Origin of the sequence: Rathayibacter sp. AY1B4, from assembly GCF_002932815.1 — a bacterium.
Taxonomy (GTDB): domain Bacteria; phylum Actinomycetota; class Actinomycetes; order Actinomycetales; family Microbacteriaceae; genus Rathayibacter.
Window position 1 is genome coordinate 110,849 of record NZ_PSWN01000005.1, and the last position, 26,232, is coordinate 137,080.

The window sequence follows — 26,232 nt, forward strand, 5'->3', positions numbered from 1 at the left end:
CGGGCGCGGCGGAGAGGTGCTGCTTCATCGGGTGCTCCCTTCCAGAGCGGGCTCCGGCGACCGGCGTCCGGGGAGGTCGGCGAGGACCTCGTCCCAGTCGCGGTGGAACCGGGCGAGGCCGTAACGCGCGAGCGCGGCCTCGCGGGCGACGGCGCCGGCGCGGGCGGCGCGGTCCGGGTCCTCGACGAGCGCCCGGGCCGAGGCGACGAGGGCGTCGAGGTCGTTCGAGACCGCTCCGGCCTCGGGCGGGACGGCGCGCCCCGCCTCCGTCACGTCGAGCGCGACGACGGGCATCCCGAGGTGCATCGCCTCCAGCAGCGCGAGGCCGAGGGAGGTCCAGCGGAACGGGTGCAGGTAGACCCGGCGGCGGGCCAGGGCCGCGTGCATCGCCTGCGTGCGGACGTCGCCGAGGACCGTCACGTCCTCCAGACCCGGCAGCTCGGCGAGCCGGTCGGTCTTCATCCCGAAGACGTCCAGCGGAGCGACGGCGCCGAAGCGGGGGAGCAGGTCGGTCCCCGCGACCCGGCCCCGGCGGACGGGCTCGTTGACGACTACGCCGAAGTGCGGCAGCTCGCCGGTGTAGAGGGGACCCGGGTCGTGGATCCCGTGCTCGATCACCGTCGTCCGAGTCGATCCGGTGTCCCACATCAGGGCGTTGAAGTGGGTGACGTGGACGATCAGCAGGTCGTCGCGGTCGGCGAGCGGGTGGCGGTTGTCCGGCACGTCCCCGCGGGGGGTGTTGTGCTCCACGTAGACGGCGGGCACGTCGCGGCCGAGGCGTCGCCCGAGCAGGCGCTCGGCCTCGGCGAGCTCCTCGGGCCTCTGGAGGAGGACCGCGTCGACGTCGGCGTCGTGCAGCTCCTCGGGCGCGATCTCGACGGCGCTCGGCCAGTCGCGGCCGCCGGTGCCCAGGCCCCAGCCGTCGCGGGCCGGAGTCGTGGGGAGCAGGTAGGTGTGGGCGCCGCGGACGAAGGCGTCCGCCCAGCCGCCGTGCACGTGCCAGAGCAGGATCCTCATGCGATGGCCTCTCTCGGGGAAGTCGTGGGTCGGAGTCGGAGGGCGGCGGCGACCGCCTCCTCGGCGCTCACCCCCGCGAGGCAGGGATGGCCGGGGACGGGGCACACGCGGGCGCGCGAGCCGGCGCAGGGCGCCTCCTGGTCGCCGAGCAGCGCGACCGGGACGCCGTAGGGCGCCCAGCGCACGGCCGGGACGACCGGCGCGAAGAGGCTGACCACGGGGGTGCCGACCGCGGCGGCGAGGTGCGCGGGGCCGGTGTTGCCGCAGATCACGACCTCGGCGCCGGCCAGCACCTCGGCGGCGCCGGGGAAGTCCGTCGCCCCGCCGAGGTCGATGCCACGGGAGCCCGCGACCTCGGCCGTGAGGGAGCGCTCGCCCGGGCCGCCGGTGACGACGACGGCGAGGCCCGCGTCCGCCAGCAGCTCGACGGCGCGGGCCGCGTTCGCCGCGGGCCAGGCGCGGGCGGGGACGGCTGCCCCGGGGTGCACGACCGCGTAGGGGCCGATCCCCTCGAGAGCGGCGGGCAGCACGCCCTCGCGGCGCACGCGGAGCCGTCCGTCGTCGCCGGCGGGCAGCGCGAAGCCGGCCGCCGCCGCGATCGCGAGCGCGCGCTCCGGCTCCGGCTGGTCCTCCTCGAGGGTCTCGCCCGGGACGAGGCGCACATCGAGCAGGGCGCCCGCGAAGTCGACCGAGGCGCCCGTGATGCGGGCGACACCGGCGAGGCGGAGCAGCAGGGCCAGCGGCAGCGGCGACTGGTGGAAGGAGGTGAGGATCACGGCCTCGTCCGGCGCGAACTCCTCGACGATCGCGCGCAGCTCGTCGACGAGCTCGCCGTCGACGGGGCGGGAGGCGTCGCCGATCCACGGGCACCACCAGGTGCGGACGGAGGAGGGACCCGGCAGCAGCGCGGCCGCGGGCGCTCCCTGCGGACCGCTCAGCAGCAGCACCTCGGCGTCGGCCGCGATCGCGCGGACGGCGGGTCCGCACAGCAGGACGTCTCCCGCGCTGTCCAGGCGGGCGACGAGCACGCGGCGCTTCACTCGGCGTCCTCGTCGGGCTGCATCGCGAGCAGCAGCTCGACCGCCTCGAGGAGCGTCGCCGCCTGCAGCGGAGCGGCGTCCACCTCCTCGGCGCGGGTGATCGGAGTCGGCACCAGCACTCCACGGGCGCCGGCCGCGGCGGCGGCGCCGACGTCGGCCCCGATGTCGCCGATCACGGCGAGGGACCGTGCCGGCAGTCCCAGCTGCTCGGCGGCGCCGAGCACCATGCCGGGCCGGGGCTTCCGGCAGGAGCAGCCGTCCTCCGGGCCGTGGGGGCAGAGCATCCACACGTCGAAGCCGCCGAAGAGCTCGTCCACGCGCCGGTTCACCGCGTCGGCCTGGCCGCGGTCGATGATCCCGCGGGCGATCCCGGACTGGTTGGTGACCACGCCCACGGCCAGCCCCGCCTCGCGCGCCCGCTCGACCGCGGCGAGGGCGGTGGGCATCGGGGAGACCTGCGCCGGGTCGCCGTTGTAGGGCACGTCGACCACGAGCGTCGCATCGCGGTCGAAGAGGATCCCCCGCAGGCGCGGGGCCCTCGCGCGCTCGTCGGCGCTCCGGGAGGAGGAGTCGTTCACCTTCTCCTCGTACCCCTCGACCGGGGATGTAAACCCCCTTCCGGAGAAGTCGGTCCCTCCGGGCGCGTCGCTCGCATCTGCGGGCGGCGCGTCTGAGGTGCGCGCAGCGGGGTACGGGGACTCCGACAGGAAGGAGGCGCCGTGCGCGCTCTCACCGCCCCGGACGGGACTCCGGAGATCCTCGCGCTGCGCGCCCTCAAGCTCGGCGACCTGCTCGTCGCCGTCCCGGCGCTCAAGGCCCTGCGCCGCGGCTTCCCGGACCACCGGCTGATCATGGCGACCACGCCCTGGCTCGAGCCGATCGTCGACCTGGTCGAGGGCCTGGACGCGCTCGTGCCCACCCTCCGCGGACTCGACGACCCGCTGCCGATGGCCGCCGGCCGGGTCGAGCTCGGCGTGAACATCCACGGCAACGGCCCGGAGTCGCGGCTGCGGCTGCGCGAGATCGCGCCCGAGCGCACGCTCGAGTTCCGCGTCCCGGCGCTGGACCCGGGCGCGGGCCCGGAGGACCCGCGGCCGCTCTGGATCGACGGCGAGCTCGAGCGCGCCCGCTGGGCCCGCCTGGTGAACTCGATCGGTCTCGACGCCGACCCCGAGGACGTCGCGATCGCCGTCCCGGAGGAGCCCGCCTCGGCCCCCGGAGCCGCGGTCGTGCACATCGGGGCCTTCTACGGCTCGCGCGAGTGGCCGGAGGAGCGCTTCGCCGCGGTGGCCCGCTCCCTCACCGCCGAGGGGCACCGCGTCGTCTACACCGGGGGCGCGAACGAGGCCGACCGCGCCCGCCGCGTCGCCGAGCTCGCCGGCACGGGCGAGGTGCTGGCGGGGGAGCTCGCGCTCAGCGGGTTCGCCGCGGTCGTCGCGGCCGCCGAGGTCGTGGTGACCGTCGACACCGGAGCCGCGCACCTCGCCTCCGCGTACGGCGTCCCCTCGGTCGTGATCTTCGGTCCGGCACCGCCCGAGGCCTGGGGCCCTCCGGCCTCGGGGCCGCACGTCGTGCTGACCGACGCCTCTCTCCGCCGCGGAGACGTCTTCTCCGCCGAGCCGGACCCGGCGCTGCTCGCTGTCCAGGTCGACGACGTCCTCGCCGCCCTCGCGTCGCTCCCGTCGCGTGCCGAGGCCCACCTCAGGCGGACTTCAGCCGCGTCGCCGGTCGGACCGGAGTGACCGTGGCCACGCGGGCCCGGGGAGCGCGCGGCTGATGGCTGCGCGAGGGGGCGCCGAGCCTGTCGGCGAGCTGCGCGAGGATCCGCCGCTGCAGGCGCGAGACCTGCATCTGCGTCGTTCCCAGCGCGTCGGCGATCTGCTGCTGGGTGCGCTCCTCGACGAAGCGCATCCGCAGGAGCTCGCGCTGGCCCTCCTCGAGCTCGGCGAGGGCCTCGGCGAGCCCGTGCCGCCGGTCGATCTCGAGCAGCCGGTCGTCCTCGCCGCCGAGGGTGTCGCCCAGGCCGACGCCGCCCTCGCCCACGGTCTCGTCGAGGGAGAGCGGATGCCCCGCGAGGCGCGCGTCGGCCACCTCCGCCGCGTCCACTCCGAGGCGGCGGGCGATCTCCTGGTCGGTGGGGTGACGGCCGAGCTCCTGCGCGAGCTCGTCGGCGACGACGGCGGAGCGGCGGTGCAGCTCCTGCACGCCGCGCGGCGGCCGGATCATCCAGCCGAGGTCGCGGAGGTGGCGCTTGAGCTCGCCGGTGATCGTGGGGACGGCGAACGCGGCGAAGCTGTCGCCGCGCTCGGGAGTGAAGCGGCGGGCGGCCTTCACGAGGCCCACGTAGGCGACCTGGCGCAGATCCGCCCAGTCGCCTCCGCTCCGGGAGACCCGGCGGGCCATGGCCTCGGCCAGGCCCAGGTGGTCGAGCACGATGCGCTCGCGGATGCGCGCGCCCTCGGCGGCCTCCGCGCTCACAGCCGCCTGGAAGAGCGAGAGCGTGCGGGCGTCCTTCTCCTCCCGCGCCGCCTCGGTGAGGGCGCTCGGGCGGCCGGTGCGGGGGTCGAGATCGATCGTGCTCATCAGTGCTCCTTCCGGGCACGCTCACGCGGAGGCCCGGCGCGGCCTGCGGTGCGGCGCTCGGGCCCTCTCGACGAGAGGCCCGAGGTCAGCGCACCACTGCTCCTGCTCGCTCGGGGAGTCCGTTGACTCGGAGCAGTGCTGTCCGGTAGAAGCAGTCGCCGCGAGGCGCGCACCGTGCCCGGGGCGGAGGCGCCACGGCCCCCGCGATCCCGGGCGCCGCACCGGCTCCCGCCGGTAGGATCGGCCTCGTATGTCTGAGCTCACCCCGCCCCTGGAAAGCGCGCCGGACGCGCACCCGTTCACGACCGCGACCGGGAGCGACGTCCGCGTCCGCTTCTGCCCCTCGCCGACCGGGACCCCGCACGTCGGCCTCATCCGCACCGCCCTGTTCAACTGGGCGTACGCGCGCCACACCGGCGGCACGTTCGTCTTCCGCATCGAGGACACGGACGCCGCCCGCGACAGCGAGGAGAGCGTGGAGCAGATCCTCGACGCGCTGCGCTGGCTGAAGCTCGACTGGGACGAGGGCGTCGGAGTCGGCGGCCCGCACGGCCCGTACCGGCAGTCCGAGCGCACCGACGTCTACCTCGACGTGATCGCGCGGCTGACGGCGTCGGGGCACCTCTACGAGAGCTACTCCACGGCCGAGGAGATCGACGCGCGCAACGAGGCGGCCGGCCGCGCGAAGCAGCACGGGTACGACAACCACGACCGCGACCTCACCGAGGAGCAGCGCGCCGCCTTCCGCGCCGAGGGCCGCGCCCCGGCGCTGCGCCTGCGCGTGCCGGACGCCGACCTGTCCTTCGACGACCTGGTCCGCGGCCCGATCACGTTCCCCGCCGGCTCCTTCAGCGACTTCGTCGTGGTGCGCCCCAACGGCCAGCCGCTCTACACGCTGGTGAACCCGGTCGACGACGCGATCATGCAGATCACCCACGTGCTGCGCGGCGAGGACATCCTCCCCTCGACCGCCCGGCAGATCGCGCTGTACCACGCGCTGATCGACATCGGAGTGACGACCTTCGTCCCGCGCTTCGGGCACCTCCCGTACGTGATGGGCGACGGCAGCAAGAAGCTCTCCAAGCGCGACCCGTCCTCGAACCTCTTCCACCACCGCGACCGCGGCTTCATCCCGGAGGGCCTGGTCAACTACCTCGCCCTGCTCGGCTGGTCGCTCACGCACGACCGCGACGTCTTCTCGATCGACGAGATGGTCGCCGCCTTCGACGTCGCCGACGTGAACCCCAATCCGGCCCGCTTCGACCTCAAGAAGGCTGAGTCGATCAACGGCGACCACATCCGCCTCCTGGCCGTCGACGACTTCACCGAGCGGACGATCCCGTACCTCGTGGCGGCCGGAGTGCTCGCGGGCGAGCCGACCGCCGAGCAGCGCGCCGTGCTCGACGCCGCCGCACCCCTCGTGCAGGAGCGGATCGGCCTGCTCGGGGAGGCCCCCGGCATGCTCGGGTTCCTCTTCACCGCGTCCGACGCGCTCGAGTACGACGAGGACGCGCTGAAGGGCCTGCCCGCGAACGCCGGCGAGGTGCTCGCCGCCTCGATCGGCGCCCTCGAGCTCGTCCCCGCGTCCGAGTGGCTGGCGGCCTCGATCCAGGAGGCGCTCGCCTCCGCGCTGATCGAGGGCCTCGGCCTCAAGCCCCGCATCGCCTACGGGCCGCTGCGCACGGCGGTCTCCGGACGCCGCGTCTCGCCGCCGCTGTTCGAGTCGATGGAGATCCTCGGCAAGCAGGAGTCGATCGCCCGCCTCGACCGCCTGGGCGCTCACCTCGGCACCTCCCGGCAGGCCTGACCGTGGCGGAGACGGTCGGCGGACGCTACGACGTCGTCGTGATCGGCGGGGGCCCCGCCGGGCTCTCGACCGCGCTCAACCTCGTCCGGGCGCGCCGCAGCGTGCTGCTGCTCGACAGCAACCGCCCGCGGAACGCTGCGACCCTGCACTCGCACGGGTTCCTCACCCGCGACGGCATCTCGCCGCTCGAGCTGCGCCGCCTCGGCCGCGAGGAGTTCGAGCGCTACGAGGCCGCCGAGGTGCACAACGCCCTCGTCACGTCGGTCGAGCGCTCCGGCGGCGAGTTCGTGGTCGGCGCGCGCGGCGTGCGCGGCAGCGCGGACCGCTCCGTCGTCGCCACCGCCGTCGTGGTCGCCGCGGGGCTCCTCGAGACGCCGCCCGCGCTCCCGAGCCTGCGCGCCTACTACGGCACCGCCGTGCACAGCTGCATGGAGTGCGACGGCTACGAGAAGGCGGGGGAGGCGCTCGCCCTGATCGGCGAGACCGACGACCTCGCGGAGCGGGCCATGCTCCTCTCGCAGTGGTCGACCGACCTGATCGTCTTCACCAACGGCGTCGGGACGGTGAGCGACGCCGACGAGTCGCTGCTGGCCTCCATCGGCATCCGGGTCGACCGGCGCCCGGTCGCCGACCTCGCCGGGGAGCGCGCCGAGATGACCGGCGTCCGCCTCGTCGACGGCGACGTCGTCCCGCGCACCGGGGCGTTCGTCCGACCCGTCTGGACGCCCGCGCTGGACTACCTGGACGCGGCCGGCCCCGACCGCGACGCCGACGGCTTCCTCCGCGTCGACGCCGGTGGCCGCACGTCCGTCCCCGGCCTCTACGCCGCCGGCGAGGTCACCCCTCCCGGCCCGCAGCAGCTGATCGTCGCCGCCGGATCGGGCGCCCAGGTCGCCTCCGCGATCAACCGCGACCTCGTCCGCGCCCGCCTCGGCGAGGCCGCCCCGGAGTCCGAGGGCAGCGTCGTCCGCGGCTCGATTTGAGCGGGATGCCCGCGTAGGGTACTGTCGTCTCTCGGCGCTCGGGTCTCGATCCGGCCGCCGCCTGGTCCCGGGATCACCTCCGGATGACCATTGGGGTATGGTGTAATTGGCAACACGGCTGATTCTGGTTCAGTTGTTCTTGGTTCGAGTCCAGGTACCCCAGCACTGATCTCCTCCGCGGCACTCCGCGCGACGCCCTCGTTCGTGGCGTCCTCCTCCGGGCCCGCCCCCTCGTGATCCGCTCTCGGCGGCGGCCGCAGTATCCCCCCTCCGGCCGACGCGGCCGTCCGAGGCGCTGTGACACGATGGAACCTGTACGTCTCTCAGGTACCCGCGTCGCGCGGGTCGGACGAAAGGTCGCCCGCCCATGGAACCGGATCTCCTCTGGATCGTCCTCGCCGGAGTCGCCGTCGGCGCACTCCTGCTGATCGCCCTCATCGGCTTCTTCCTCTTCCGCGCCTGGTACCAGGTGCCGCAGGCCGACGAGGCGATCGTGATCGTCGGGAAGAAGCAGAAGGGCGAGGACGGCCTCACCTCGAACATGACCGTCATCACCGGCGGCGGCGCGTTCGTGAACAAGCTGACCCAGCGGTCCGACCGCATCTCGCTGCGCTCCCGCCAGATCAAGATGGAGCCGGTCGCGCAGACCAAGAACGGCGTGACCATCCACCTCGCGGGCGTCGCCCTGGTCAAGATCGGGTCCACGGCCGACCAGGTCCGCGCCGCCGCCGAGCGCTTCGCATCGCAGGACCAGTCGATCGACGTCTTCACGACCGAGCAGCTCGAGGGCGCCCTCCGCGGCGTCGTCGCGAAGCTCAGCGTCGAGGAGGTCATGCAGGACCGGCAGAAGCTGGGAGACGAGATCGCCGAGGGCATCAAGGGCGACCTGCTCGCCCAGGGCCTCGTCCTCGACTCCTTCGCCATCCAGGGCGTCACCGACCGCAACGGCTACATCGAGGCGCTCGGAGCGCAGGAGATCGAGCGCGTCCGCCGCGAGGCCGACGTCGCGCGGATCAACGCGGCCCGCGAGGTCAAGGCTCGCCAGCTGGCCACGGACGAGGCGAACCTGATCGAGCAGACCGCCTACGACAAGAACACCGCCGCCGCGAAGTCCGAGGTCGGCCGCGCCAACGCCGAGGCCGAGCAGGCCGAGAACCTGGCCCGCGCCGAGCGCGAGCAGGCCGTCCTCGTGCAGCGCGCCGAGAACCGGCAGGCCGAGCTCGACGCCGACGTCAAGCGCGTCGCGGACGCCGAGAAGTACCGCCGTCAGACCGAGGCCGACGCCGACGCCTACGGACGCGAGAAGAAGGCCGAGACGGACCGCCAGGTCGCGCAGCAGGTCTCGGACGCCGAGGCGTACGCCGTCCAGCGCCAGGCGGAGGCGCGCCAGGCGTCCGCCGCCGCCGAGGCCGCCGCCGTGAGCGCGCGCGCCGAGGCCGAGGCCCACGCACTGCGGGCCAAGGCGGGCGCTGAGGCCGAGGCGCTGCGCGCGAACGCGACCGCCGAGGCGGAGGCCATCCGCGCGAAGGGCGAGGCGAGCGCGGCGGCCATCGCGGCCGAGGCGGAGGCGCTCCGCGAGAACCAGGAGGCGATCCTGGGTCGCGAGCTCATCGGGCAGCTGCCCTCGCTCATGGCCGAGTTCGCGAAGGGCTACCAGAACGTCGGCTCGGTGACGCTGATCGGCGGCGACACCGCCGGCACCCACATCGCGCGCGAGCAGGCGGCGGGTCTCGCCGCGACGTTCGACAGCGTCAGATCGGCGACCGGCGTCGACCTCGGCGCGATCCTCCAGGGCCAGGCCTTCGGCCGGGGGATGGCGACCGGCGGCACCGTCGTTCCGACCGGCGCGTCGGTGGCGACGGGTTCGGGTGACGCCCCGCGTCCGTCCGGCACCGGCGACCCGACCGCCGTGGCCTCCACGAGCTGACCGCAGGGTCCCGCTGATTTCCGACGGTTCCACCACCGCCGCCGTGCTCGTCGGTGGGCGCCCGTCGGCGTCCGCCCTCGAGCACGGCGTGCGGCGTTCTGCGCGACCGAGTCGTGCCCCTGCCCGGCGTCGAGCGGCCCCGCTCAGACCAGCGGCTTGCGCATCTGCAGGGACGTCGTCTCGTAGCCGAGCGACTCGTACAGAGCCCGCGCGGCGGTGTTGAAGCCGAACACGTTCAGCGCGAGGGCGGAGCCGCCCTGGGAGCGGACGTGCGACTCCGCGAGCAGCATCGCCGCCCGGCCGAGGCCGCGGCCGCGCTCGGCGGCGTCGATCTGCACGTCCCAGACGTATCCGACGCCCTCGAGCCCGCTCGGGTGCGGGCCGAGCCAGAGCGACCCGACCGCGCGGCCGTCCTCGGAGACGAGGAGCACGTCGTGCCCGGCGGCGGGGGAGCCGCCCGGGAAGTACTTCTCGTACGAGGTGTCGGCGTTGCGCGTCGCGGCCGCCTCGTCGTCGCCCGCCCGCATCCGGTCCTCGATGTACGCCGAGCGCTGGACCCGCATCCAGGCGGCGAGAGCGGCGGCGGGCATCGGCTCGAGCGTGACGGTCATAGCCTCACGATCCCACTCCTCACCGCCCCCCGCGATCGATCCGCCGCGGACGGCCCGCAGGGGATCCGCGGACGGGCCGCTCGCGACGGATCGCCGCCGGCCCGGATCAGTCCGGGGTCCGCTCCGCGTGCTTCCGCTTCCCCAGGCGGGTGGCGAGGAACAGCAGCGTCCCCACGACCACGTAGCCCGCTGTCGCCAGCCAGACCACGCCCGTCTGCTGCGTCAGCAGCACCACGCTCGCGATGGTCGCGAGCACCGGCACCACGCGCGGCACGGAGTAGTGGGCGTGGTCGACGCGGTCCTTCTTCAGCACCAGCACCGACACGTTCGCCGCGATGAACACCAGCAGGAGCAGCAGCACCGTCGTCTCGGCGAGGGTGCCGACGTCGCCGATGAGGCTGAGCAGCATCGTCACTCCGCCGACGACCACGATCGACACCCACGGCGTGCGGCGGCCCGGGAGCACCTTGCCGAAGGCGCTCGGCAGCAGCCCGGAGGTGGCGAGCCCGAAGCCGACCCGCGACGCCATCACCATGAACAGCAGAGCGCCGTTCGCGATGGCGACGAGTGCGATCAGGCCGAACAGCCACGGCGGCACCGCCACTCCGCTCGCCGCGACCACGTCCAGCAGGGGGCCGCTGGAGGCCGCGAGCTCGTCGTTCGGCAGCACGATCACGGCGCCGAGCGCGATCAGGAGGTAGACCACGGCGGCGGTGATCAGCGCACCGAAGAGGGCCCGCGGGTAGACCTTCGAGGGGTTCCGCACCTCCTCGGCCATGTTCGCCGCGGCCTCGAAGCCGAGGAACGAGAAGAAGGCGACGATCGAGGCGGCGAACGCCCCCTGCAGCGGAGCGACGTCGGGGTTGAACTCGAGCACGCGGGAGGCGTCGCCGTCGCCGGAGCCGAAGAAGACCGCGGCGCAGACGATGACGATGACCAGTCCGCTCACCTCGATCACCGAGGCGACCAGGTTCGCGGTCAGCGACTCCTTCACACCGCGCAGGTTCACCAGGGTGAGGATCGCGATGAAGACGATCGCGGTCGGGATCGGCGGCACGTCCAGCAGAGCCCCGAGGTAGTCGCCCGCGAACGCGTTCGCCAGGGAGGCGGCCGTCGTGATGCCGGAGGCCATCATCAGGAAGCCGATCAGGAACGAGAGGTACGGCTTCCCGAACGCGCGGTCCACGTAGCGCGCCGCCCCTCCGGCGTGCGGGTACTTGGTGATCAGCTCGGCGTACGTGCCCGCGGTGAGCAGGGCGACGACCAGCGCGATCAGCAGCGGCAGCCAGATCACGCCGCCCACGTCCTCCGCCATGGTGCCGACCAGGGTGTAGATGCCGGCTCCGAGTGTGTCGCCCACGATGAAGGCGAACAGCAGCGGTCCGGTGATCACCCGCTTGAGCGACGCCTTCCCGGGAGCGGTCTCGGCGGTGTCCGTCGTGTCGGTCATCCGGACACTCCACCGAAGCGAGGGGTCCGAGCGCAAGCCTCGCCGCCCGATCGCTGCGAGATTTCTCATCATCGCGACCCGTGTGGCAGGGGCCCGGGCGGCGAGGACTTCCACAGCGCGCTGATCCCGGGACTCGGGCGATCGGCCGCATCAGAGGGAGCGGACCCGGTGCGCACAGGGTGAACAGGGGGCGACCGCGCGTGCCGCCGCGCGCCCGCACTGGGTAGGCTGGAGCGCTTCGTCGTGAGTGGAGCGGTCGCGGAGGAATCATGGGCAAGAAGCGCAACCAGGGACGATCCGGAGGCGGTCAGGGCGGGTCCGGCGGTCAGGGCGGCGGCCGCACGGCCGAGACCGCTCTGATGGTGCGGTTCCGCAGCTGGTACCGCTCGCACCTCGCCGAGGTGGGCATGCAGCACGAGCACCTCGAGGCCGACGAGGCCGTCGAGGTGCTGACCGACCTCTTCGCGATGACCCGCGACCTGCGCCCGCGCGGCTCCTTCGCCCAGCCCGACGCCGAGCTGCTCGAGGCCGTCTTCGACCAGATCGAGGCCGACCTGTCAGGGGAGGAGAGCGAGGCCGACCTCGACGACACCCTCTTCACCGTCGCCGAGGTCGTCGAGCACTTCCTCGACTTCCTCACCGACGAGGACCTCTGGACCGGCACCGACGAGGAGCTGGACGAGTGCCAGGCCGTCCTCGACGAGGTCCTCGACCTCGCCGGCTCCTTCGTCGAGGCCGTGCTCGACGACCTCGCCGAGCTCGACGAGGTCCCGGCCGAGGAGCAGCTCTCCGCCGTCCGCGCCACCGCTCTCGTGCACGCCGCCGACGTCGTGGTCGAGCACCTCGCCGCCGAAGACGGCGCGACCCTCACCGAGCGCGCCGCCCGCGAGATCGCGGTCGAGGCGGGCATCTCCTCCGCGGGATCCACCCCGAGCGACGACTCCGTCCGCATCCCGGTCTCGGCCTGGTGGGACGCGCTGATCGGCTCCGCCGTGCTCGAGCAGGAGGGATCCGCCGCAGGTCTCGGCGAGGCCGCCGTGCTCTGGCGCAGCTCCGACGCGCACGAGGCCGCCGCCGAGCGCATCGCCTACGTCGCCCGCTTCCTCGAGCAGTGGATCCTCAGCGCCCAGACCGCGCTGGCGGCCGCCGACACCGAGGACGGCGCCTTCTCCCCGGAGGAGCGCGCGGTCACCACCACCGACGCCGTGCTGGTCCGCATCGCGGTAGCCTGCCAGGCCGAGATCCACCCGGGCCTGGTCGTCGGCGAGCTGGTCGACGAGCTGGCAGCCGACTCCGGAGTCTCGCTCGACGAGGCCCTCGACGAGCGCGAGCGCATGGTCGGCACGGCCGAGCGGATGCTCGACGACACCGCCGAGCTCGGGCTGCTGCTGCACTCGCCCGAGTTCGGCTACGCGGTGCCGGAGGGCCTGGCGCCCGTCCTCGCCTCCGTCGTCCGCGCGACGGTCGTCCTCCTCGGGGAGCGCGAGGCCACCCGCCTCGAGATCCTCGACGAGGCGACCCAGGACACGGCGACGGCCTACGCGCTCCACGTCGCCCTGCTCGGGACCAAGCCCGTCGTCTGGCGGCGCCTCGAGCTCTCCTCCGAGTCGTCGCTGCGCGATCTGCACCTCGCGCTCCAGCTCTCGCTGGGCTGGACCGACGCGCAGCCGCACTACTTCAGCGTCGGCGTGCCCGACGAGGAGCAGGCTCCGATCGGCTCGCCGTCCGACGCGGAGGAGTTCGGCGCCGACCTCGTGGACGAGGCGGGCGTCGCGCTCGCCGAGGTGCTCGAGCAGGAGCAGGACGAGCTCTTCTACGTCTACGACCTCGAGGACGAGTGGCGCCACGTCATCCGTCTGGAGTCGATCGCGCCGCTGTCGTCGGCTCTGCCGCGCTGCACGGGCGCGCGCGGCGCGGCTCCGCTCGACGTGCCGGGAGGCCCCGCGGCCTGGGCCGACACGGTGCGGGCGGCGACGGACCCGTCCTCGGCCGACCACGCGGAGGCGCTCGAGGCTCTCGGCCTCGCCGCCGGAGCCTCGTTCGATCCGGCCGCGGTCGACGTCGACGGCATCAACCGCTCGCTCGGACTCCTGCGCTCCGCCGTCTGACGCCCCGCCGGAGGGCATCACCGGAGGAGGCCCCCGCTCCCGCTCACCGCGGGCGGCGGGGGCCTCCTCCGGTGCGGGGCGTCACGGGGTGAGCAGCAGCTTGCCGATGTGGCCGGAGGAGCGCATCACGTCGTGCGCCCGCTCGGCCTCGGCGAGCGGGACCACCTCGTCCACCACCGGTCGCACCGTTCCGGCGGCGACCAGCGGCCAGACCTCCGCGCGCACCCGCGCGACGATCGCGCGCCGCTCCTCCAGGGGCCGGGCGCGGAGGGTCGTGGCGTGCACCGCCCCGCGCTTGCGCATCAGCACCCCGAGGTCGAGCGAGCCCAGCGCGCCGGACTGGTTGCCGATGAACACCACGCGCCCGCCCACGGCCAGCGCCTCCAGGTCGCGGGCCAGGTAGTCGCCGCCGACGGGGTCGAGGATCACGTCGACGCCGCGCCCGCCGGTCGCCTCGCGGATCCGCTCGACGAAGTCCTCCTCGCGGTAGTCGATCAGGACGTCGGCGCCGAGCGCGCGGCACGCCTCGAGCTTGCGGGCGCTGCCGGCCGTGACGGCGACGCGGGCGCCGAGGGCGGCGGCGATCTGGATGCCCGTGGTCCCGATCCCGCTCCCGCCGCCGTGGAGGAGGACGGTGTCGCCGGATCCGAGCCCGGCCACCATCACGAGGTTCGACCAGACGGTGGACGTCGTCTCCGGGAGGGCGGCGGCCGAGACGAGGCCGACGCCGTCCGGCACCGGCAGCACCAGGCCCGCGTCGACCGCGACGTACTCCGCGTAGCCGCCGCCGGAGAGCAGCGCGCAGACCTCGTCGCCCTCCGCGAACCCGGTCGCGTCCTCGCCGAGCGCGACGACCGTGCCGGACACCTCCATGCCGAGGATCTCGGAGGCGCCGGGCGGCGGCGGGTAGACCCCGCCGCGCTGGCCGAGGTCGGCGCGGTTGACGCCGGCGGCCGCCACGCGGACGAGGACCTCGCCGGGTCCGGGGGAGGGTGTCGGCACCTCCTCCAGCACGAGTCGGGAGTCGGGGCCGGGGTTCTCGATGCGGATCGCCTGCATGAGGGGGATGCTACGCCGCGGGCCTCGGCGCTCGCGGTGCTCCCGTCCGGCGCGGGGCCGGCTCAGCGCTGCTCCGCCAGGAACGCCAGCACCGCGTCCTTGAAGCCCCGCGCGGGCACGGTGCTGGTGTGGTCGCGGCCGGGGACGCTCACGAGCCGCGCCCCCGCCTCCGCCGCCAGCAGCTCACCGCCGGGAGCGATCGGATCCGCGCCGCCGGTCACGAGCAGCGTCGGCAGGCCGGGGTACCGCCCGTGCTCCGGGTGCGCCCCGCCACGGACGCCGTCGGCCACCGCCACCAGCGCTGCGAGGTCGTTGCCCTGCACGCCCTCCGCCATGCCGATGAAGGCGCGGGTGAAGCTGTCGTCGATCTCGCCGCCGGAGGCGACGCGGGCCCGGGCCGCCTCCGCGTCGAAGGAGCGGAGGGGCTCGCCCACCGTCAGCCCGCCGAGGCTCAGCGATGCGAGCCGCTCCGGGTGCTCGAGTCCCAGCACCCAGCTCATCCGGGCGCCGAGGGAGTAGCCGAGCACGTGGGGTGCCTCGAGGTCGTAGGAGTCGAGCACCCGCACCAGGTCGGCCACCATGGCGTCCACGCTGTAGGAGTCGGAGTGGTGCGGCTTCTCGCTCGCGCCGTGCCCGCGCTGGTCGAGCGCCACGACGCGGTACCCGGCCCGGTGCAGCGTCCGCAGCCAGCCCGACGTCTCCCAGTTGAGCACGGCGTGGGAGGCGAAGCCGTGCACGGCGAGGACGGTCGGGGCGCTCTCCTCGCCGACGGAGTAGGTGGCCAGCCGCACTCCGTCGTCGGCCACGACGTACACGGGCGGAGGGAAGGCGATCACTCCACCACCCTGCCCGCCGCCGCGGGGTCGAGGGGGCACCGCGCCGCGGACACGCCGGGCGGAGTCCCAGGAGCGGAGAGCCGCCGTGCCCGGTGTCCCCGAACGGTCAGCGCGGCGGACGGGTGGAGCGGGCGAAGGGCACGGCGATCCAGAGGCGCACGGTGCGTCCCCGGCCGGACCGGATCCCGAGGACGACGCACAGCACGAGGTTGAGCACGGCCAGCGCGAGGATCGCCGAGATCGTCGCGAGCGGCCAGTCGGCGCCGAGCGAGTCGCGCACCGACACCAGCGCGAGGTGCAGCGGGACCAGCATCAGCTGGAGTGCGAGGTAGGTGAGCTGCCAGTTGACGGCGACCAGGCCGTTCCGGTCGCTGAGGGTGCCGATCCGCCGCCGCGACCCCCACACCATCACGGTCGCCGTGAGGGAGATCACAGGGGAGATCACCACGAAGCCGGCGAGCGCCGAGAGCCCGGCGAACCAGACGGCCCGGGCGCCCTTGCGGTCCCGGGTGCGGTGCCGCAGCTCGTCGTCGTCCATCGCCGCCTCCTCGCGCCGGGACCAGTCTCGCACCCGCCCCCGCGTCGAGGCGGGGGATCGCCCCCGAGTTCCGGGGGTTCCCCGGATGGGGCGGGTCCGGGCGCGTCCGTAGCGTGGAGGCATCGCCGGAGCACACCGGCAGCACCGCCGGCCCGCCCGGCGGCACCGCATCCCGCCGGGCGACCGGCACCCGAGAAGGAGCACACCGTGACCACCGACGACCGCACCGCCCGCCTCTCCACCCCCGCCGACGAGCAGCCGACCGTGGACCTGGGCGCGACCGCCGTCCTCACCGAGGAGCGGCCGTCCGCCGGGGAGCGCCCCGCCGCCGAGGAGCCCGCCTCCTCGCAGCAGGCCCGCGCCCCCTACGGCACCCCCGCCGTCCCGCCCGCGGCGCTCGCCCCGGCGCCCTCGACCCCGTTCTCGCTCACCAGCCTGATCCTCGGCGTCACCTCCGTCTTCTTCGGACTGACCGTGATCGCTCCGGCCGCGGGCCTCGTCTTCGGCATCCTGGGCCTGCGGAGGGAGCCGACCGGCCGCACGCTCTCGATCTGGGGCATCGTGCTCAACTCCGTCATGCTCGGCCTCGTCCTGCTCTTCGCGATCGCCGTGCTCGTCGTGGTCGTGCTCGTGCCGCTCGCGGCCCTCGCGTCCGGCAGCGACTACCGCTGATCCGCCGCTTCCCGCGTCCCGCGCCTCCTGTCCGCTCCGGCGGCGGGAGGCGCGGTCGTTCCGCGCCCGCCGAGCGGACGCTCCGCGCCCGCGTCCGCCGCCGCCCCGTGCCCCGGCGATAGGCTGGCCGCGCAGTTCGCGAGCCCCCTGCACCCTCCGGGGCCGCACGACGACAGCAACGGAGCTGGACGTGACCCTCGCACCGAGCACCCTCCCCGACCGCGACCCGGAAGGCAGAGCCCTGGACGACACCGAGACCCCCGCCACGCGCACCGAGAGCGACTCCCTCGGCTCGATGGAGATCCCCGCCGAGGCCTACTGGGGCATCCACACGGCGCGGGCCCTCGACAACTTCCCGATCTCGAAGCGCCCCATCTCGATCTACCCCGATCTCGTCCGGTCCCTCGCGACGGTCAAGCTCGCGGCCGCCCGGGCCAACACCGAGCTCGGCACTCTCGCCCCCGCCAAGGCCGAGCTGATCGAGGCCGCGTGCCGCCGCATCATCGACGGCGAGTTCCACGACCAGTTCGTGGTCGGGGTGATCCAGGGCGGCGCCGGCACCTCGACGAACATGAACGCGAACGAGGTCGTCGCCAACGTCGCACTCGAGATCGGCGGCTTCGAGCGGGGCGACTACGCGCACCTGCACCCCCTCGACGACGTCAACCGCAGCCAGTCCACCAACGACGTCTACCCGACCGCGATCAAGATCGCGATGACCTGGTCGCTGCGCCGCCTGCTCGACGAGCTGGCGCTGCTGCGCGAGTCGTTCTCCCGCAAGGCGGTCGAGTTCGGCAGCGTCCTGAAGGTCGGCCGCACGCAGCTGCAGGACGCGGTGCCGATGACGCTCGGCCAGGAGTTCCACGGCTTCGCGACGACCCTCGGCGAGGACCACGCCCGTCTCTCCGAGACCATCTGGCTGCTCGCCGAGGTCAACATCGGAGCCACCGCGATCGGCACCGGCATCACCGCCGATCCGCGCTACGGCGCAGCCGCGGTCCGCCACCTCAACGAGATCACCGACCTCGACCTCGAGATGGCGCAGGACCTCGTCGAGGCGACGAGCGACACCGGCGTCTTCATGTCGTTCTCGAGCGCGCTCAAGCGCTCCGCGATCAAGCTGTCCAAGATCTGCAACGACCTGAGGCTCCTCTCCTCGGGCCCGCAGGCCGGCTTCGGTGAGATCAACCTGCCTCCGCGCCAGGCGGGATCCAGCATCATGCCCGGCAAGGTGAACCCGGTCATCCCCGAGGTGGTCAACCAGGTCGCCTACTCGGTGGCCGGGGCCGACGTCACGGTCACGATGGCGGCCGAGGCGGGTCAGCTCCAGCTCAACGCCTTCGAGCCGGTGATCGCGCACTCGCTGCTGCAGAGCATCACCTGGATGACGCAGGCCTGCAGGACGCTCCGCGAGAACTGCATCGACGGCATCACCGCGAACGTCGACCGGCTCGAGGCCATGGTCGCCTCCTCGGTCGGGGTCGTGACGGCGCTCACGCCGAGCATCGGCTACACCGCGTCCGCCGCCCTCGCGAAGGCCGCCCTCGCGACCGGCCGCAACATCGCCGACCTGGTGGTCGAGGCGGGGCTGATGTCCCGCGAGGAGGTCATGCGGCTGATCTCGCCGGCGCGGCTCTCGGGCATCGAGGCGATGACCGCGGCGCTCCCGATCATCGACCCCGCGCCGGAGGCGTGACCGCGGCCGCGAGGCGCGCCCCGGCGTAGCTGCGCCAGGGCGCCCAGCGGCGCCCGGCCTCGGCCAGCCCGCGCTCGCCGGCGGGCAGGCCGCGCGCCGCCGCGCCCCGCCGGAGCACGGGATCCCCTGTGAGCAGGACGTCGGGATCTCCGGTCGCCCGCTGTGCCACCTCGGCCGCCGTGGCCGCGTCGATCCCGGGGACCGCCAGCAGCTGCTCGGCGAGCTCCTCCCGGTCGGCGTCGAGCCGCAGGGCTCCCTCGGCGAGCAGCGTGCAGGTCCGCACCAGCACGTCGGCGGATCCGCGGAGCACGTCGGCGGCGTGCTCGGCGATCACCGCGGGGGAGGGGAAGGCGCGTGCGATCGATCCGCTCGCCACGGACTCCGGGAGCGTCGCGCCGAGCGCCGCGACCAGCCGTGCGGCCTCCCGCCGGCCGAGCAGCGCGCGCACCAGCGTCTCGGCCGGGTCGACGGAGCCGGGCACGCGGACACCGGGGCGGGCGGCGACGCTCGGAGCGAGTGCGGGATCGGCCGCGAGGGCCTCGTCCACGGCGCGGGCGTCCGCGTCCAGGTCGAGCAGCCGCCTCACCCGGGCGACCAGCGGCCCGACGTCGGCGACGGAGACGAGCGTCGCGCTGCAGCGGACGCTCTCCCCGTCCGCCGCCAGCCGGATCAGCGCCGCGCCCCCGGGCAGGACGAGCGAGCGCGCGTAGCCGCCGGGGGACGCCTCCTCGATGCCCGGGAGCGCGGTGCCGCCGAGCACGTCGAGCACCCCGGGATCGAACGGAGCCCGCACTGCCAGCCGGAGCTCCAGCGTGGTCGCGCCGTCGTGGACGCTCGCCTCGGAGCGCGTGCCGCGGGCCGAGGCGCGCAGGGCCGTCGGGGTCCGCTCGTACACCTCCGCCAGGGTCGCATTGAACTGCCGGATGCTCGTGAAGCCGGCGGCGAAGGCGACGTCGGACACGGGCAGGTCGGTGCTCGTGAGCAGGAGCCGGGCGGTCTGGGCGCGCTGGGCGCGAGCGAGGGCCAGCGGAGGCGCGCCCAGCTCCTCGCGCAGGATGCGGCCGAGGTGGCGCGCGCCGTAGCCGAGCCGGGCGGCCAGCCCCTCGACCCCCTCGCGGTCGACCACTCCGTCGGCGATCAAACGCATGGCGCGCGCCGCCGTGTCGTCGCGCAGGTTCCACTCGGGGGAGCCGGGGACAGCGTCCGGCAGGCAGCGCTTGCAGGCGCGGAGCCCCGCCTCGTGCGCGGCGGCGGCCGTCGGGTAGAAGCGCACGTTCGCGCGCCGCGGCGTGATGGCGGGGCAGCTCGGACGGCAGTAGATGCCGGTGGAGTGCACGCCGGTCAGGAACCGCCCGTCGAACCGGGAGTCGCGGGAGGCGACGGCGCGGTAGCGCTCCTCGAAGAGCGGATCGGAGTCGGGCACGCCTCGAGCCTCGCACGCGGCGACGTCGAGCAGGAGCGGGAATCGGACACGGGCGTCCGCACCCCGGCCCTCCTCCACGCGCCCGGCGCGTGTCAACCGCCGACAGCGCACCCCGCCCGTGCCCTACTGTCGGCCCCATGAGCGCCTATCCGCCGCCCGCACCGCCCGCCACCGCCCGCCCCTCCGTCGTGCCGACCGTGCTCGGCTCGATCGGCGTGGCGCTCCTCGGGATCCTGCTGCTGCTCGTGCTCGCCTACGTGGTTCTCGGACTCGGCGTCAGCGCCGCGGGGATCTGCGCGGTCATCGCCCTCGTCCCGCTGACCGTGGTTCTGCTGGGCGTCCGCTGGGTCGACCGGTGGGAGCCGGAGCCAGCGCTGGGCCTGTGGTTCGCGTTCCTCTGGGGCGCGGCCGGGTCCGTCGCGATCGCGCTCCTGGTCGACCTCGGCGTGCAGATCGCCGTCTACGCGTCCGGGCAGCAGCCGAGCGGATCCGACTTCGTCGGCGCCGTGATCCAGGCGCCGCTGGTCGAGGAGACGGCCAAGGGGATCGGCGTCCTCCTCGTCCTGCTGATCTGGCGCCGGACCTTCGACGGGCCCGTCGACGGCATCGTCTACGCGGCCGTCGTCGCCTCCGGGTTCGCCTTCGTCGAGAACATCCTCTACTTCGGCAGCGCGCTGGTGGAGGGCGGTCTCGGCTCGCTCGCCGTGACCTTCTTCCTCCGCGGGGTGCTCTCGCCCTTCGCGCACGTGCTCTTCACCGCCTGCACGGGCGCGGCCCTCGGCTTCGCCTCGAACCGGCCCGCCGTCGCGCGGCTGCCCATCGCCCTGCTCGGGCTGGCGCTCGCCGCGTTCCTGCACGCGCTCTGGAACGGCTCGTCGTTCCTGGTGTCCGACTGGTTCGGCTTCTACGGCGTGGTCCAGGTGCCGCTGTTCGCGGTCGCCGTGGTCGTGGTGGTGCTGCTGCGCCGGCAGGAGCGGCGCGTGACGCTCCAGCGGCTCGACGACTACGCCGTCGCCGGCTGGCTCTCGCCGGCCGAGGTGCGGATGATCGGCACCGCGGAGGGGCGCCGCACCGCCGCCCGCTGGGCCCGGAGCGCGGGAGGGGACCGGCCGCGGGCGATGCGGGACTTCCTCCGCTCGGCGACGCGGCTCGCGCACCACCGGCAGCACCTCCTGCTCGGCCGCGGCGGACGCACCGGAGCGGTCGACGAGCAGGTCCTGCTCGACGAGCTCGTCGCCCGCCGGGCGGTGCTCACCCGCTGAGCCGGGGCCGCCCCCGCTCAGCCCCGGCGCGCTAGGCGGAGGCGCTGCGCACGCGGCGCTCGCCGGCCGTCACGGGCACGCCGAGCCGGTTCTGCGCGGGCGGCAGCGGGCAGTTGTAGTGGGGCGAGAAGCCGCACGGCGGGATGTAGGCCCGGTTGAAGTCCAGGAGCACCGGACCGGGGGTGCCCGCGTCGGCCGCGCCGCCGATCCGCTGCACGACGAGGAAGCGGCCGACGGGGTAGCTCGCGAGCTCCGGGTCGTCGCTGCGGTTGGTCGGATCGCCGAACGGGACGAGGAGCGTGCCGCCGTCGTCGAACGCCGCGACCGTGTACTCGCGGGCGCGCCCGTCGTCCACGAGCGAGAAGGTGATGTCGCCGGGCACGACGAGCTCGCGGGTGGCGCCGTTGTCGCGCAGGTGCTCGAACGGGACCGTGCGGTCCTCGGCGACCGGCTCGAACCACGCCTCGAGCACCCAGGCGGCGTCGAACGGGAAGGTCTCGATGGCGTCGAAGGAGCGGATGCCGTCGGAGGCCGCGTCCCAGACGCGGTAGCCGTACTCGGGCTCGCCGGTGTCGAGGTTCTCGCGGCGCATCCGCGTCAGGGTCGCCGAGGGGCCGTAGCCGGCCAGCGCCTGCTCGTCGTCGACGCTCTCGCCGGGCTCGAGCCAGCGCGTCTCGACGAGGGCGAGATCGCCCCGGGGTCCGGTGACGCGCTCGACGCGTCGGGCGAGCCACGACTCCCAGCCGGCGCGTGCCGACTCCGTGAGGTCGATCGAGGCGCGGGAGGGGGCGGTGACGCTGCTGCTCGGAGTGGCCATGGGGCGTGCAACGCGGGGCCGTCCGGTTCTCTTCCCGGTCGATGACCGGACGGAGGACGGACACCCGCGAGAAAGAGCTCGACGCCCTGCGGCAGCGGCAGGGCCGGCTGCTCGGACGGGGCGTCGAGCTCTTCGTGAGAGAGAGGATGCTCCTCCGCGGCGCCGAGCGCAAGAGGCATCCGGATCCCGCTGTCGGCACGGGCCGCTTCGGATCGCTCGGTAGACTGGACCGCCTCTTTTCCCGCGGCCCCCGGAGCGCATCCCGCGCCTCCCGGCCCGCGGCGGCGGAACCTCGGAAGGCGGACGATGACGGACGGCAGCACTGTGCAGGCCACCGAGCTCTCTCGGGAGCGCGACTACGTGGCGGCGCTCTACGCCCGCCTCGACGAGCTGATCGCCCAGGCCCGCGAGGCTCTGGACACCGTCCGCATCGAGAGCGTCGGCGGCAACCACCAGAGCCGCTCCGAGCGCGACGCGTACGCGCGGCTCTACGAGGACCGCATCCGCTCGCTCACCGGCGCCGACGACCGGCTCGCCTTCGGCCGGCTGACGCTCGCGGACGCCGACGCCGAGCACCGCTACATCGGCCGGATCGGCCTGCGCGACGAGGAGCAGGACACGCTGCTGCTCGACTGGCGCGCCCCGCAGTCGGCCGCGTTCTACCAGGCCACCGCCGCCCGGCCGATGGGGACGCGCGCCCGGCGCCACCTCACCACTCGGGGCCGCGAAGTCCTCCGCTTCGAGGACGAGGTCTTCGACGAGGAGCTGCTGCGCGAGGGCACAGTGCTGCAGGGCGAGGGCGCGCTCATGGCGGCCCTCGGCGCGCAGCGCACCGGCCGGATGCACGACATCGTCGCGACCATCCAGAGCGAGCAGGACCGCATCATCCGGTCCGAGCTGCGCGGCGTGCTCGTCGTGCAGGGCGGGCCGGGCACCGGCAAGACCGCGGTCGCCCTGCACCGGGCCGCCTACCTCCTCTACTCCTACCGCGACCGCATCGCCTCCTCCGGCGTGCTCGTGGTCGGCCCCTCACGCTCCTTCCTCCGCTACATCGAGGCGGTGCTGCCCTCGCTCGGCGAGACGGGTGTCGTCCTCTCGACGCTCGGCCAGCTCTACCCGGGCCTCGACCTCGTCGAGGAGGACGTGCCCGCGGTCGCCCGCGTGAAGGGCTCGGCGCGCATGGCGGAGCTGCTCAAGCGCGCGGTCCGCTCCCGCCAGACCGTCCCGGCCGAGACCCAGGTGCTCGACGTCAACGGCGAGAAGCTCCGTCTGGAGCCGCAGGACGTGGAGCGCGCGATCACCCGCGCGCGCGACACCCGCAAGCCGCACAACGAGGCGCGCGTCTCCTTCGTCAAGACGCTGCTCTCGCAGCTCACCCGCCAGCTCGCCGATCAGCTGCGGAGCCACGGCAGCACGGTCGACGAGGCCGACGAGGCGGTGCTGCGCGAGGACGTGCGGACCGCCCACGACGTCCGCGTCGCTCTCAACACCGCGTGGATCCCGCTGACCCCCGAGAAGCTGCTGCAGGACCTCTACGCCCGTCCGAACTGGTTCGCGACCCTCACGCCGCGCTGGACCGCCGCGCAGCGCTCCCTCCTCCGCCGCGACCGCGACGCTCCGTTCACGGTCTCCGACGTGCCGCTGCTCGACGAGGCCGCGGAGCTGCTCGGCGCCTACGACGACCTCGCCGACGCCTCGAAGAAGGCCGAGAAGGAGCAGCGCAAGCGCGACGTCGAGAACGCGGAGGCCGCCATCCGCAACATGGGCGTCGACGGCCTCGTCAACGCCAAGGACCTCGCGGCCGGCTTCGCCGAGCGCTCTGTGCTCGGCACCACCGCCGAGCGGGCCGCGGCCGACCGCACCTGGACCTACGGGCACGTCGTGGTCGACGAGGCGCAGGAGCTCTCGCCGATGCAGTGGCGGGTGCTGCTGCGCCGCTGCCCGATGCGCTCGTTCACGATCGTGGGCGACGTCGCGCAGGCGTCCGGCGCCTCCGCCGCCTCGAGCTGGGACGCCGCGCTCCGCGACACCTTCGGCCGCCAGGGCCGGGGAGTGGAGGCGGCGCCGTGGCGCCTGGAGGAACTGACGGTCAACTACCGCACGCCCGCGCAGATCGTCGCCTTCGCCGAGCGGACGGCGCGCGAGAACGGGCTGGAGATCACGCCGGGGGAGGCCGTGCGCTCCACCGAGTGGCCGGTGCGGACGATCCGCGACCGCGGCGATGCGAGCCTCGCCGAGCGGGTGCTGGGGGCCGTCGTCGAGGACCGGGCGATCGAGGCGGAGGGGACGCTGGCGGTCATCGCGCCCGACGTCGACCTCGCCGCGATCGCCGAGCGCCTCGAGGAGCGGTTCGGCCGGGAAGTGGGCCGCGGAGCGACCGGGCTCGACCGCGCGATCGCCGTGCTGTCGACGAACGACGCCAAGGGGCTCGAGTTCGACTCCGTGATCATCGCCCGGCCTCGCCTCATCGCGCAGACCGGCGAGCGCGGCGCCGCATCGCTCTACGTCGCGATGACCCGGCCGACGCAGCGCCTCACGCTCGTGGAGTGAGTGCTCGCAGCCCGCTCCCAGACTCCGCTCGCGAGCGCCGTAGGATCGAGGCATGAGCAGCGAGAACCTGACCAAGCCCGAGGTCGACGCCCCTGAGGGCCCGGCCCCCGACACCCTCGTCGTCGAGGACATCGTCGTCGGCGACGGCGCCGAGGCGCAGCCCGGCTCGACCGTCGAGGTCCACTACCTCGGCGTCGAGTACGACAGCGGCGAGGAGTTCGACTCCTCCTGGAGCCGCGACCAGTCGATCAACTTCCCCCTCAACAACCTCATCCGCGCCTGGCAGCAGGGCATCCCGGGGATGAAGGTCGGCGGCCGCCGCAAGCTGATCTGCCCGCCCGCGCTGGCGTACGGCCCGGCCGGTGGAGGGCACCCGCTCTCCGGCAAGACCCTGATCTTCGTGATCGACCTGCTCGGCACCAAGTAGCTCCGAGCACGTGAAGAAGGCGCAGCTCCTAACGGGGCTGCGCCTTCTTCACGCGGTCGACCAGCTCGCGCCAGGCTCCGTCGAGCTCGGTCTCGCCGAGGCGGACGTGGCGCGTCTGCACGCGGATCTCGTAGACGAAGCGGTCGGCCCGGCCGGGGGACTCGCCGTCGGCGGCGTCCCAGGGGAGCGAGCCGAGCAGGTCGCGCCACGCGCCCTCGTCGGGCTGCTGCTCGACGTCGACCCGCCACACCCGGCGGAGGCCGGCGAATCCGCCGCTGCGCGACACGATGACGTCCATGCGCGCGATGCTACCCGCCTCCGCCCTCGATCGGACCGGCTCAGGCGGACAGCGTCACGCCGACCGTCGTCCAGCCGGTGCGCACGGCGGCCTCGACCTCGGAGCCGGATCCGTAGCGCTCGGCGGCGGCCCGCACGGTGAGCGCCGCGAACGCCTCGAAGTCGGCCGTCGCGGTGAGGACGCCCCCGGTCAGCACGTCGTACCAGACCTGCCCAGCGCGCTCCCACGCCTTCCCGCCGAGGGTCGTCGCCGCCACGGCGAACGCGCGGTTGGGGATCCCCGAGTTGATGTGCACTCCGCCGTTGTCGTCGTCGGTCTCGACGTAGTCGGCCATCGAGCCCGGCTGCGGGTCGGAGCCGAGGACGTCGTCGTCGTAGGCGGTGCCGGGGGCGATCATCGACCGCAGGGCCGTGCCCTGCACCTCGTCGGTGAAGAGCCCCTCGCCGATCAGCCAGCTCGCCTCATCTGCGCTCTGGCCCGCGCCGTACTGCTCCAGCAGGGCTCCGAACACGTCCGAGACCGACTCGTTGAGCGCTCCGGACTGGCCGCGGTAGACGAGGTTCGCCGTGTACTCGGTGATGCCGTGGGCGAGCTCGTGGCCGATCACGCTCTGCGAGACGGTGAAGCGGCGGAACACCTGGCCGTCCCCGTCGCCGAAGACCATCCGCGAGCCGTCCCAGAAGGCGTTGTCATAGTCGTCGCCGAAGTGCACGGTCGCGTCGAGCGGAAGCCAGGCGTCGTCGATCGAGTCGCGGCCGTACGCACCCTGCAGGAAGGCCGACATCGCGCCGAGGCCGTCGTACGCCTCGTCAACGGCCGCGTCCCCCGTGGCAGCCTCGCCCTCGCGGCGGACGACCGTGCCGGGCAGCGTCTCCTCGGTCCGCGCGTCCGCGATGGTGCGCTGGAGGGACTGCACGCGGGTGCGCGGCGAGGACGTCGCGGCGGCGGTCGGCGCCCCGCGGTCGGGCGCGGGCTCTCCGGGCCGGACGCGCCGGAACGGCACGTCCTGCTCGAGCGAGCGGCTCGCGGCCCGCGCGGCCCGGGCGAAGGCCGGATCGTCGAGGCGGGCGATGCGGACGAGGAGGTACGGCGGCACGACGGTTCGTCTCATGCCCCGATCCTGGCACC

Annotated in this window: 23 protein-coding genes and 1 tRNA gene; 11 read left to right on the plus strand and 13 right to left on the minus strand. The window is 74.2% G+C overall.

Going from position 1 to position 26,232, the window contains the following annotated elements:
* Positions 1–24 precede the first annotated feature (24 nt).
* The 3 genes from C5D66_RS04880 to C5D66_RS17055 are packed head-to-tail and all read right to left on the minus strand — an operon-like array spanning position 25 to position 2,635.
* Positions 25–1,017 (minus strand): glycosyltransferase, encoded by a 993-nt coding sequence (locus tag C5D66_RS04880; protein WP_104233231.1) that lies wholly within the window; start codon positions 1,015–1,017, stop codon positions 25–27.
* The gene (locus C5D66_RS04885) at positions 1,014–2,057 is read right to left on the minus strand and encodes a glycosyltransferase family 9 protein (RefSeq protein WP_219814506.1); all 1,044 of its coding nucleotides are present in this window, start codon (positions 2,055–2,057) and stop codon (positions 1,014–1,016) included. The genes C5D66_RS04880 and C5D66_RS04885 overlap by 4 nt, the downstream gene beginning before the upstream one ends.
* Positions 2,054–2,635 carry an HAD-IIIA family hydrolase gene (locus C5D66_RS17055; protein ID WP_104226264.1) on the minus strand — a complete coding sequence of 194 codons (582 nt, stop codon included), beginning with the start codon at positions 2,633–2,635 and terminating at the stop codon, positions 2,054–2,056. Before C5D66_RS17055 ends, C5D66_RS04885 begins: the two co-directional genes overlap by 4 nt.
* A gap of 141 nt (positions 2,636–2,776) precedes the next feature.
* Between C5D66_RS17055 and C5D66_RS04890 the strand changes: the two genes are divergently transcribed.
* Positions 2,777–3,799: a glycosyltransferase family 9 protein gene (locus C5D66_RS04890; RefSeq protein WP_104255546.1), complete on the plus strand. Its 1,023-nt coding sequence runs from the start codon at positions 2,777–2,779 to the stop codon at positions 3,797–3,799.
* Here C5D66_RS04890 and C5D66_RS04895 read toward each other — a convergent pair.
* Positions 3,759–4,640: a sigma-70 family RNA polymerase sigma factor gene (locus tag C5D66_RS04895; RefSeq protein WP_104255547.1), complete on the minus strand. Its 882-nt coding sequence runs from the start codon at positions 4,638–4,640 to the stop codon at positions 3,759–3,761. The two genes, C5D66_RS04890 and C5D66_RS04895, sit on opposite strands and share 41 nt — an antisense overlap.
* A 250-nt stretch (positions 4,641–4,890) precedes the next feature.
* Here C5D66_RS04895 and gltX point away from each other — a divergent pair, with 250 nt between their 5' ends.
* The 4 genes from gltX (at position 4,891) to C5D66_RS04915 (ending at position 9,357) form a co-directional block, all read left to right on the plus strand.
* Positions 4,891–6,447, plus strand: coding sequence for a glutamate--tRNA ligase (gene gltX, locus C5D66_RS04900; RefSeq protein WP_104255548.1), 1,557 nt, complete (start codon positions 4,891–4,893; stop codon positions 6,445–6,447).
* Positions 6,448–6,449: 2 nt separating this feature from the next.
* Positions 6,450–7,430, plus strand: coding sequence for an NAD(P)/FAD-dependent oxidoreductase (locus tag C5D66_RS04905; RefSeq protein WP_104276156.1), 981 nt, complete (start codon positions 6,450–6,452; stop codon positions 7,428–7,430).
* Between the two features lie 91 nt (positions 7,431–7,521).
* A tRNA-Gln gene (locus C5D66_RS04910) sits at positions 7,522–7,593 on the plus strand.
* Positions 7,594–7,797: 204 nt separating this feature from the next.
* Positions 7,798–9,357 (plus strand): SPFH domain-containing protein, encoded by a 1,560-nt coding sequence (locus C5D66_RS04915; protein ID WP_104226268.1) that lies wholly within the window; start codon positions 7,798–7,800, stop codon positions 9,355–9,357.
* A gap of 143 nt (positions 9,358–9,500) precedes the next feature.
* On the opposite strand, the gene C5D66_RS04920 is transcribed toward C5D66_RS04915, so the two are convergent.
* Both C5D66_RS04920 and C5D66_RS04925 read right to left on the minus strand, forming a co-directional pair.
* Positions 9,501–9,968: an N-acetyltransferase gene (locus C5D66_RS04920; RefSeq protein WP_104255549.1), complete on the minus strand. Its 468-nt coding sequence runs from the start codon at positions 9,966–9,968 to the stop codon at positions 9,501–9,503.
* A 106-nt stretch (positions 9,969–10,074) separates the two neighbouring features.
* On the minus strand, positions 10,075–11,418 hold the full coding sequence (locus C5D66_RS04925; protein ID WP_104226270.1) for an APC family permease: 1,344 nt from the start codon (positions 11,416–11,418) through the stop codon (positions 10,075–10,077).
* A gap of 269 nt (positions 11,419–11,687) precedes the next feature.
* Here C5D66_RS04925 and C5D66_RS04930 point away from each other — a divergent pair, with 269 nt between their 5' ends.
* Positions 11,688–13,526, plus strand: coding sequence for a plasmid pRiA4b ORF-3 family protein (locus tag C5D66_RS04930; RefSeq protein ID WP_104255550.1), 1,839 nt, complete (start codon positions 11,688–11,690; stop codon positions 13,524–13,526).
* Positions 13,527–13,607: 81 nt separating this feature from the next.
* On the opposite strand, the gene C5D66_RS04935 is transcribed toward C5D66_RS04930, so the two are convergent.
* The 3 genes from C5D66_RS04935 to C5D66_RS04945 form a co-directional block, all read right to left on the minus strand.
* The gene (locus tag C5D66_RS04935) at positions 13,608–14,585 is read right to left on the minus strand and encodes an NAD(P)H-quinone oxidoreductase (protein WP_104255551.1); all 978 of its coding nucleotides are present in this window, start codon (positions 14,583–14,585) and stop codon (positions 13,608–13,610) included.
* A gap of 62 nt (positions 14,586–14,647) precedes the next feature.
* Entirely contained in the window at positions 14,648–15,421 is a 774-nt protein-coding gene (locus C5D66_RS04940) for an alpha/beta fold hydrolase (protein WP_181125760.1), read from the minus strand.
* Positions 15,422–15,527: 106 nt separating this feature from the next.
* Positions 15,528–15,959, minus strand: a complete 432-nt coding sequence (locus tag C5D66_RS04945; RefSeq protein WP_181065463.1) for a DUF4870 domain-containing protein — start codon at positions 15,957–15,959, stop codon at positions 15,528–15,530.
* 207 nt (positions 15,960–16,166) lie between these two features.
* Here C5D66_RS04945 and C5D66_RS04950 point away from each other — a divergent pair, with 207 nt between their 5' ends.
* Together C5D66_RS04950 and C5D66_RS04955 are read left to right on the plus strand one after the other, a co-directional pair.
* Entirely contained in the window at positions 16,167–16,631 is a 465-nt protein-coding gene (locus tag C5D66_RS04950; RefSeq protein ID WP_104250160.1) for a DUF4190 domain-containing protein, read from the plus strand.
* Between the two features lie 241 nt (positions 16,632–16,872).
* Positions 16,873–18,327: an aspartate ammonia-lyase gene (locus C5D66_RS04955; protein ID WP_258064082.1), complete on the plus strand. Its 1,455-nt coding sequence runs from the start codon at positions 16,873–16,875 to the stop codon at positions 18,325–18,327.
* On the opposite strand, the gene C5D66_RS04960 is transcribed toward C5D66_RS04955, so the two are convergent.
* Positions 18,302–19,750, minus strand: coding sequence for a DNA-3-methyladenine glycosylase 2 family protein (locus C5D66_RS04960; protein WP_167299023.1), 1,449 nt, complete (start codon positions 19,748–19,750; stop codon positions 18,302–18,304). The genes C5D66_RS04955 and C5D66_RS04960 overlap by 26 nt on opposite strands.
* A 137-nt stretch (positions 19,751–19,887) precedes the next feature.
* Here C5D66_RS04960 and C5D66_RS04965 point away from each other — a divergent pair, with 137 nt between their 5' ends.
* On the plus strand, positions 19,888–21,012 hold the full coding sequence (locus C5D66_RS04965) for a PrsW family intramembrane metalloprotease (RefSeq protein WP_104233243.1): 1,125 nt from the start codon (positions 19,888–19,890) through the stop codon (positions 21,010–21,012).
* A 31-nt stretch (positions 21,013–21,043) separates the two neighbouring features.
* Here C5D66_RS04965 and C5D66_RS04970 read toward each other — a convergent pair whose 3' ends face one another.
* Entirely contained in the window at positions 21,044–21,829 is a 786-nt protein-coding gene (locus C5D66_RS04970; protein WP_104233244.1) for a DUF1684 domain-containing protein, read from the minus strand.
* A 306-nt stretch (positions 21,830–22,135) separates the two neighbouring features.
* Here C5D66_RS04970 and C5D66_RS04975 point away from each other — a divergent pair, with 306 nt between their 5' ends.
* Together C5D66_RS04975 and C5D66_RS04980 are read left to right on the plus strand one after the other, a co-directional pair.
* Positions 22,136–24,379, plus strand: a complete 2,244-nt coding sequence (locus C5D66_RS04975) for a UvrD-helicase domain-containing protein (protein WP_104255553.1) — start codon at positions 22,136–22,138, stop codon at positions 24,377–24,379.
* Between the two features lie 52 nt (positions 24,380–24,431).
* Complete coding sequence (locus tag C5D66_RS04980) at positions 24,432–24,806, plus strand: FKBP-type peptidyl-prolyl cis-trans isomerase (protein ID WP_104267071.1); 375 nt, start codon at positions 24,432–24,434, stop codon at positions 24,804–24,806.
* A 28-nt stretch (positions 24,807–24,834) separates the two neighbouring features.
* On the opposite strand, the gene C5D66_RS04985 is transcribed toward C5D66_RS04980, so the two are convergent.
* Positions 24,835–25,104, minus strand: coding sequence for a protealysin inhibitor emfourin (locus tag C5D66_RS04985; protein ID WP_104274067.1), 270 nt, complete (start codon positions 25,102–25,104; stop codon positions 24,835–24,837).
* A gap of 40 nt (positions 25,105–25,144) precedes the next feature.
* Complete coding sequence (locus C5D66_RS04990; protein ID WP_104260613.1) at positions 25,145–26,215, minus strand: M4 family metallopeptidase; 1,071 nt, start codon at positions 26,213–26,215, stop codon at positions 25,145–25,147.
* Between the last annotated feature and the right edge of the window lie 17 nt (positions 26,216–26,232).

Coding starts and splice junctions, on each gene's coding strand:
- C5D66_RS04935 (WP_104255551.1), bottom strand. CDS start 14,585: ATGCAGGCGATCCGCATCGAGAACCCCGGCCCCGACTCCCGACTCGTG.
- C5D66_RS04965 (WP_104233243.1), top strand. CDS start 19,888: ATGAGCGCCTATCCGCCGCCCGCACCGCCCGCCACCGCCCGCCCCTCC.
- C5D66_RS04920 (WP_104255549.1), bottom strand. CDS start 9,968: ATGACCGTCACGCTCGAGCCGATGCCCGCCGCCGCTCTCGCCGCCTGG.
- C5D66_RS04915 (WP_104226268.1), top strand. CDS start 7,798: ATGGAACCGGATCTCCTCTGGATCGTCCTCGCCGGAGTCGCCGTCGGC.
- C5D66_RS04930 (WP_104255550.1), top strand. CDS start 11,688: ATGGGCAAGAAGCGCAACCAGGGACGATCCGGAGGCGGTCAGGGCGGG.
- C5D66_RS04975 (WP_104255553.1), top strand. CDS start 22,136: ATGACGGACGGCAGCACTGTGCAGGCCACCGAGCTCTCTCGGGAGCGC.
- C5D66_RS04990 (WP_104260613.1), bottom strand. CDS start 26,215: ATGAGACGAACCGTCGTGCCGCCGTACCTCCTCGTCCGCATCGCCCGC.
- C5D66_RS04970 (WP_104233244.1), bottom strand. CDS start 21,829: ATGGCCACTCCGAGCAGCAGCGTCACCGCCCCCTCCCGCGCCTCGATC.
- C5D66_RS04925 (WP_104226270.1), bottom strand. CDS start 11,418: ATGACCGACACGACGGACACCGCCGAGACCGCTCCCGGGAAGGCGTCG.
- C5D66_RS04985 (WP_104274067.1), bottom strand. CDS start 25,104: ATGGACGTCATCGTGTCGCGCAGCGGCGGATTCGCCGGCCTCCGCCGG.
- C5D66_RS04980 (WP_104267071.1), top strand. CDS start 24,432: ATGAGCAGCGAGAACCTGACCAAGCCCGAGGTCGACGCCCCTGAGGGC.
- C5D66_RS04895 (WP_104255547.1), bottom strand. CDS start 4,640: ATGAGCACGATCGATCTCGACCCCCGCACCGGCCGCCCGAGCGCCCTC.
- C5D66_RS04945 (WP_181065463.1), bottom strand. CDS start 15,959: ATGGACGACGACGAGCTGCGGCACCGCACCCGGGACCGCAAGGGCGCC.
- gltX (WP_104255548.1), top strand. CDS start 4,891: ATGTCTGAGCTCACCCCGCCCCTGGAAAGCGCGCCGGACGCGCACCCG.
- C5D66_RS04880 (WP_104233231.1), bottom strand. CDS start 1,017: ATGAGGATCCTGCTCTGGCACGTGCACGGCGGCTGGGCGGACGCCTTC.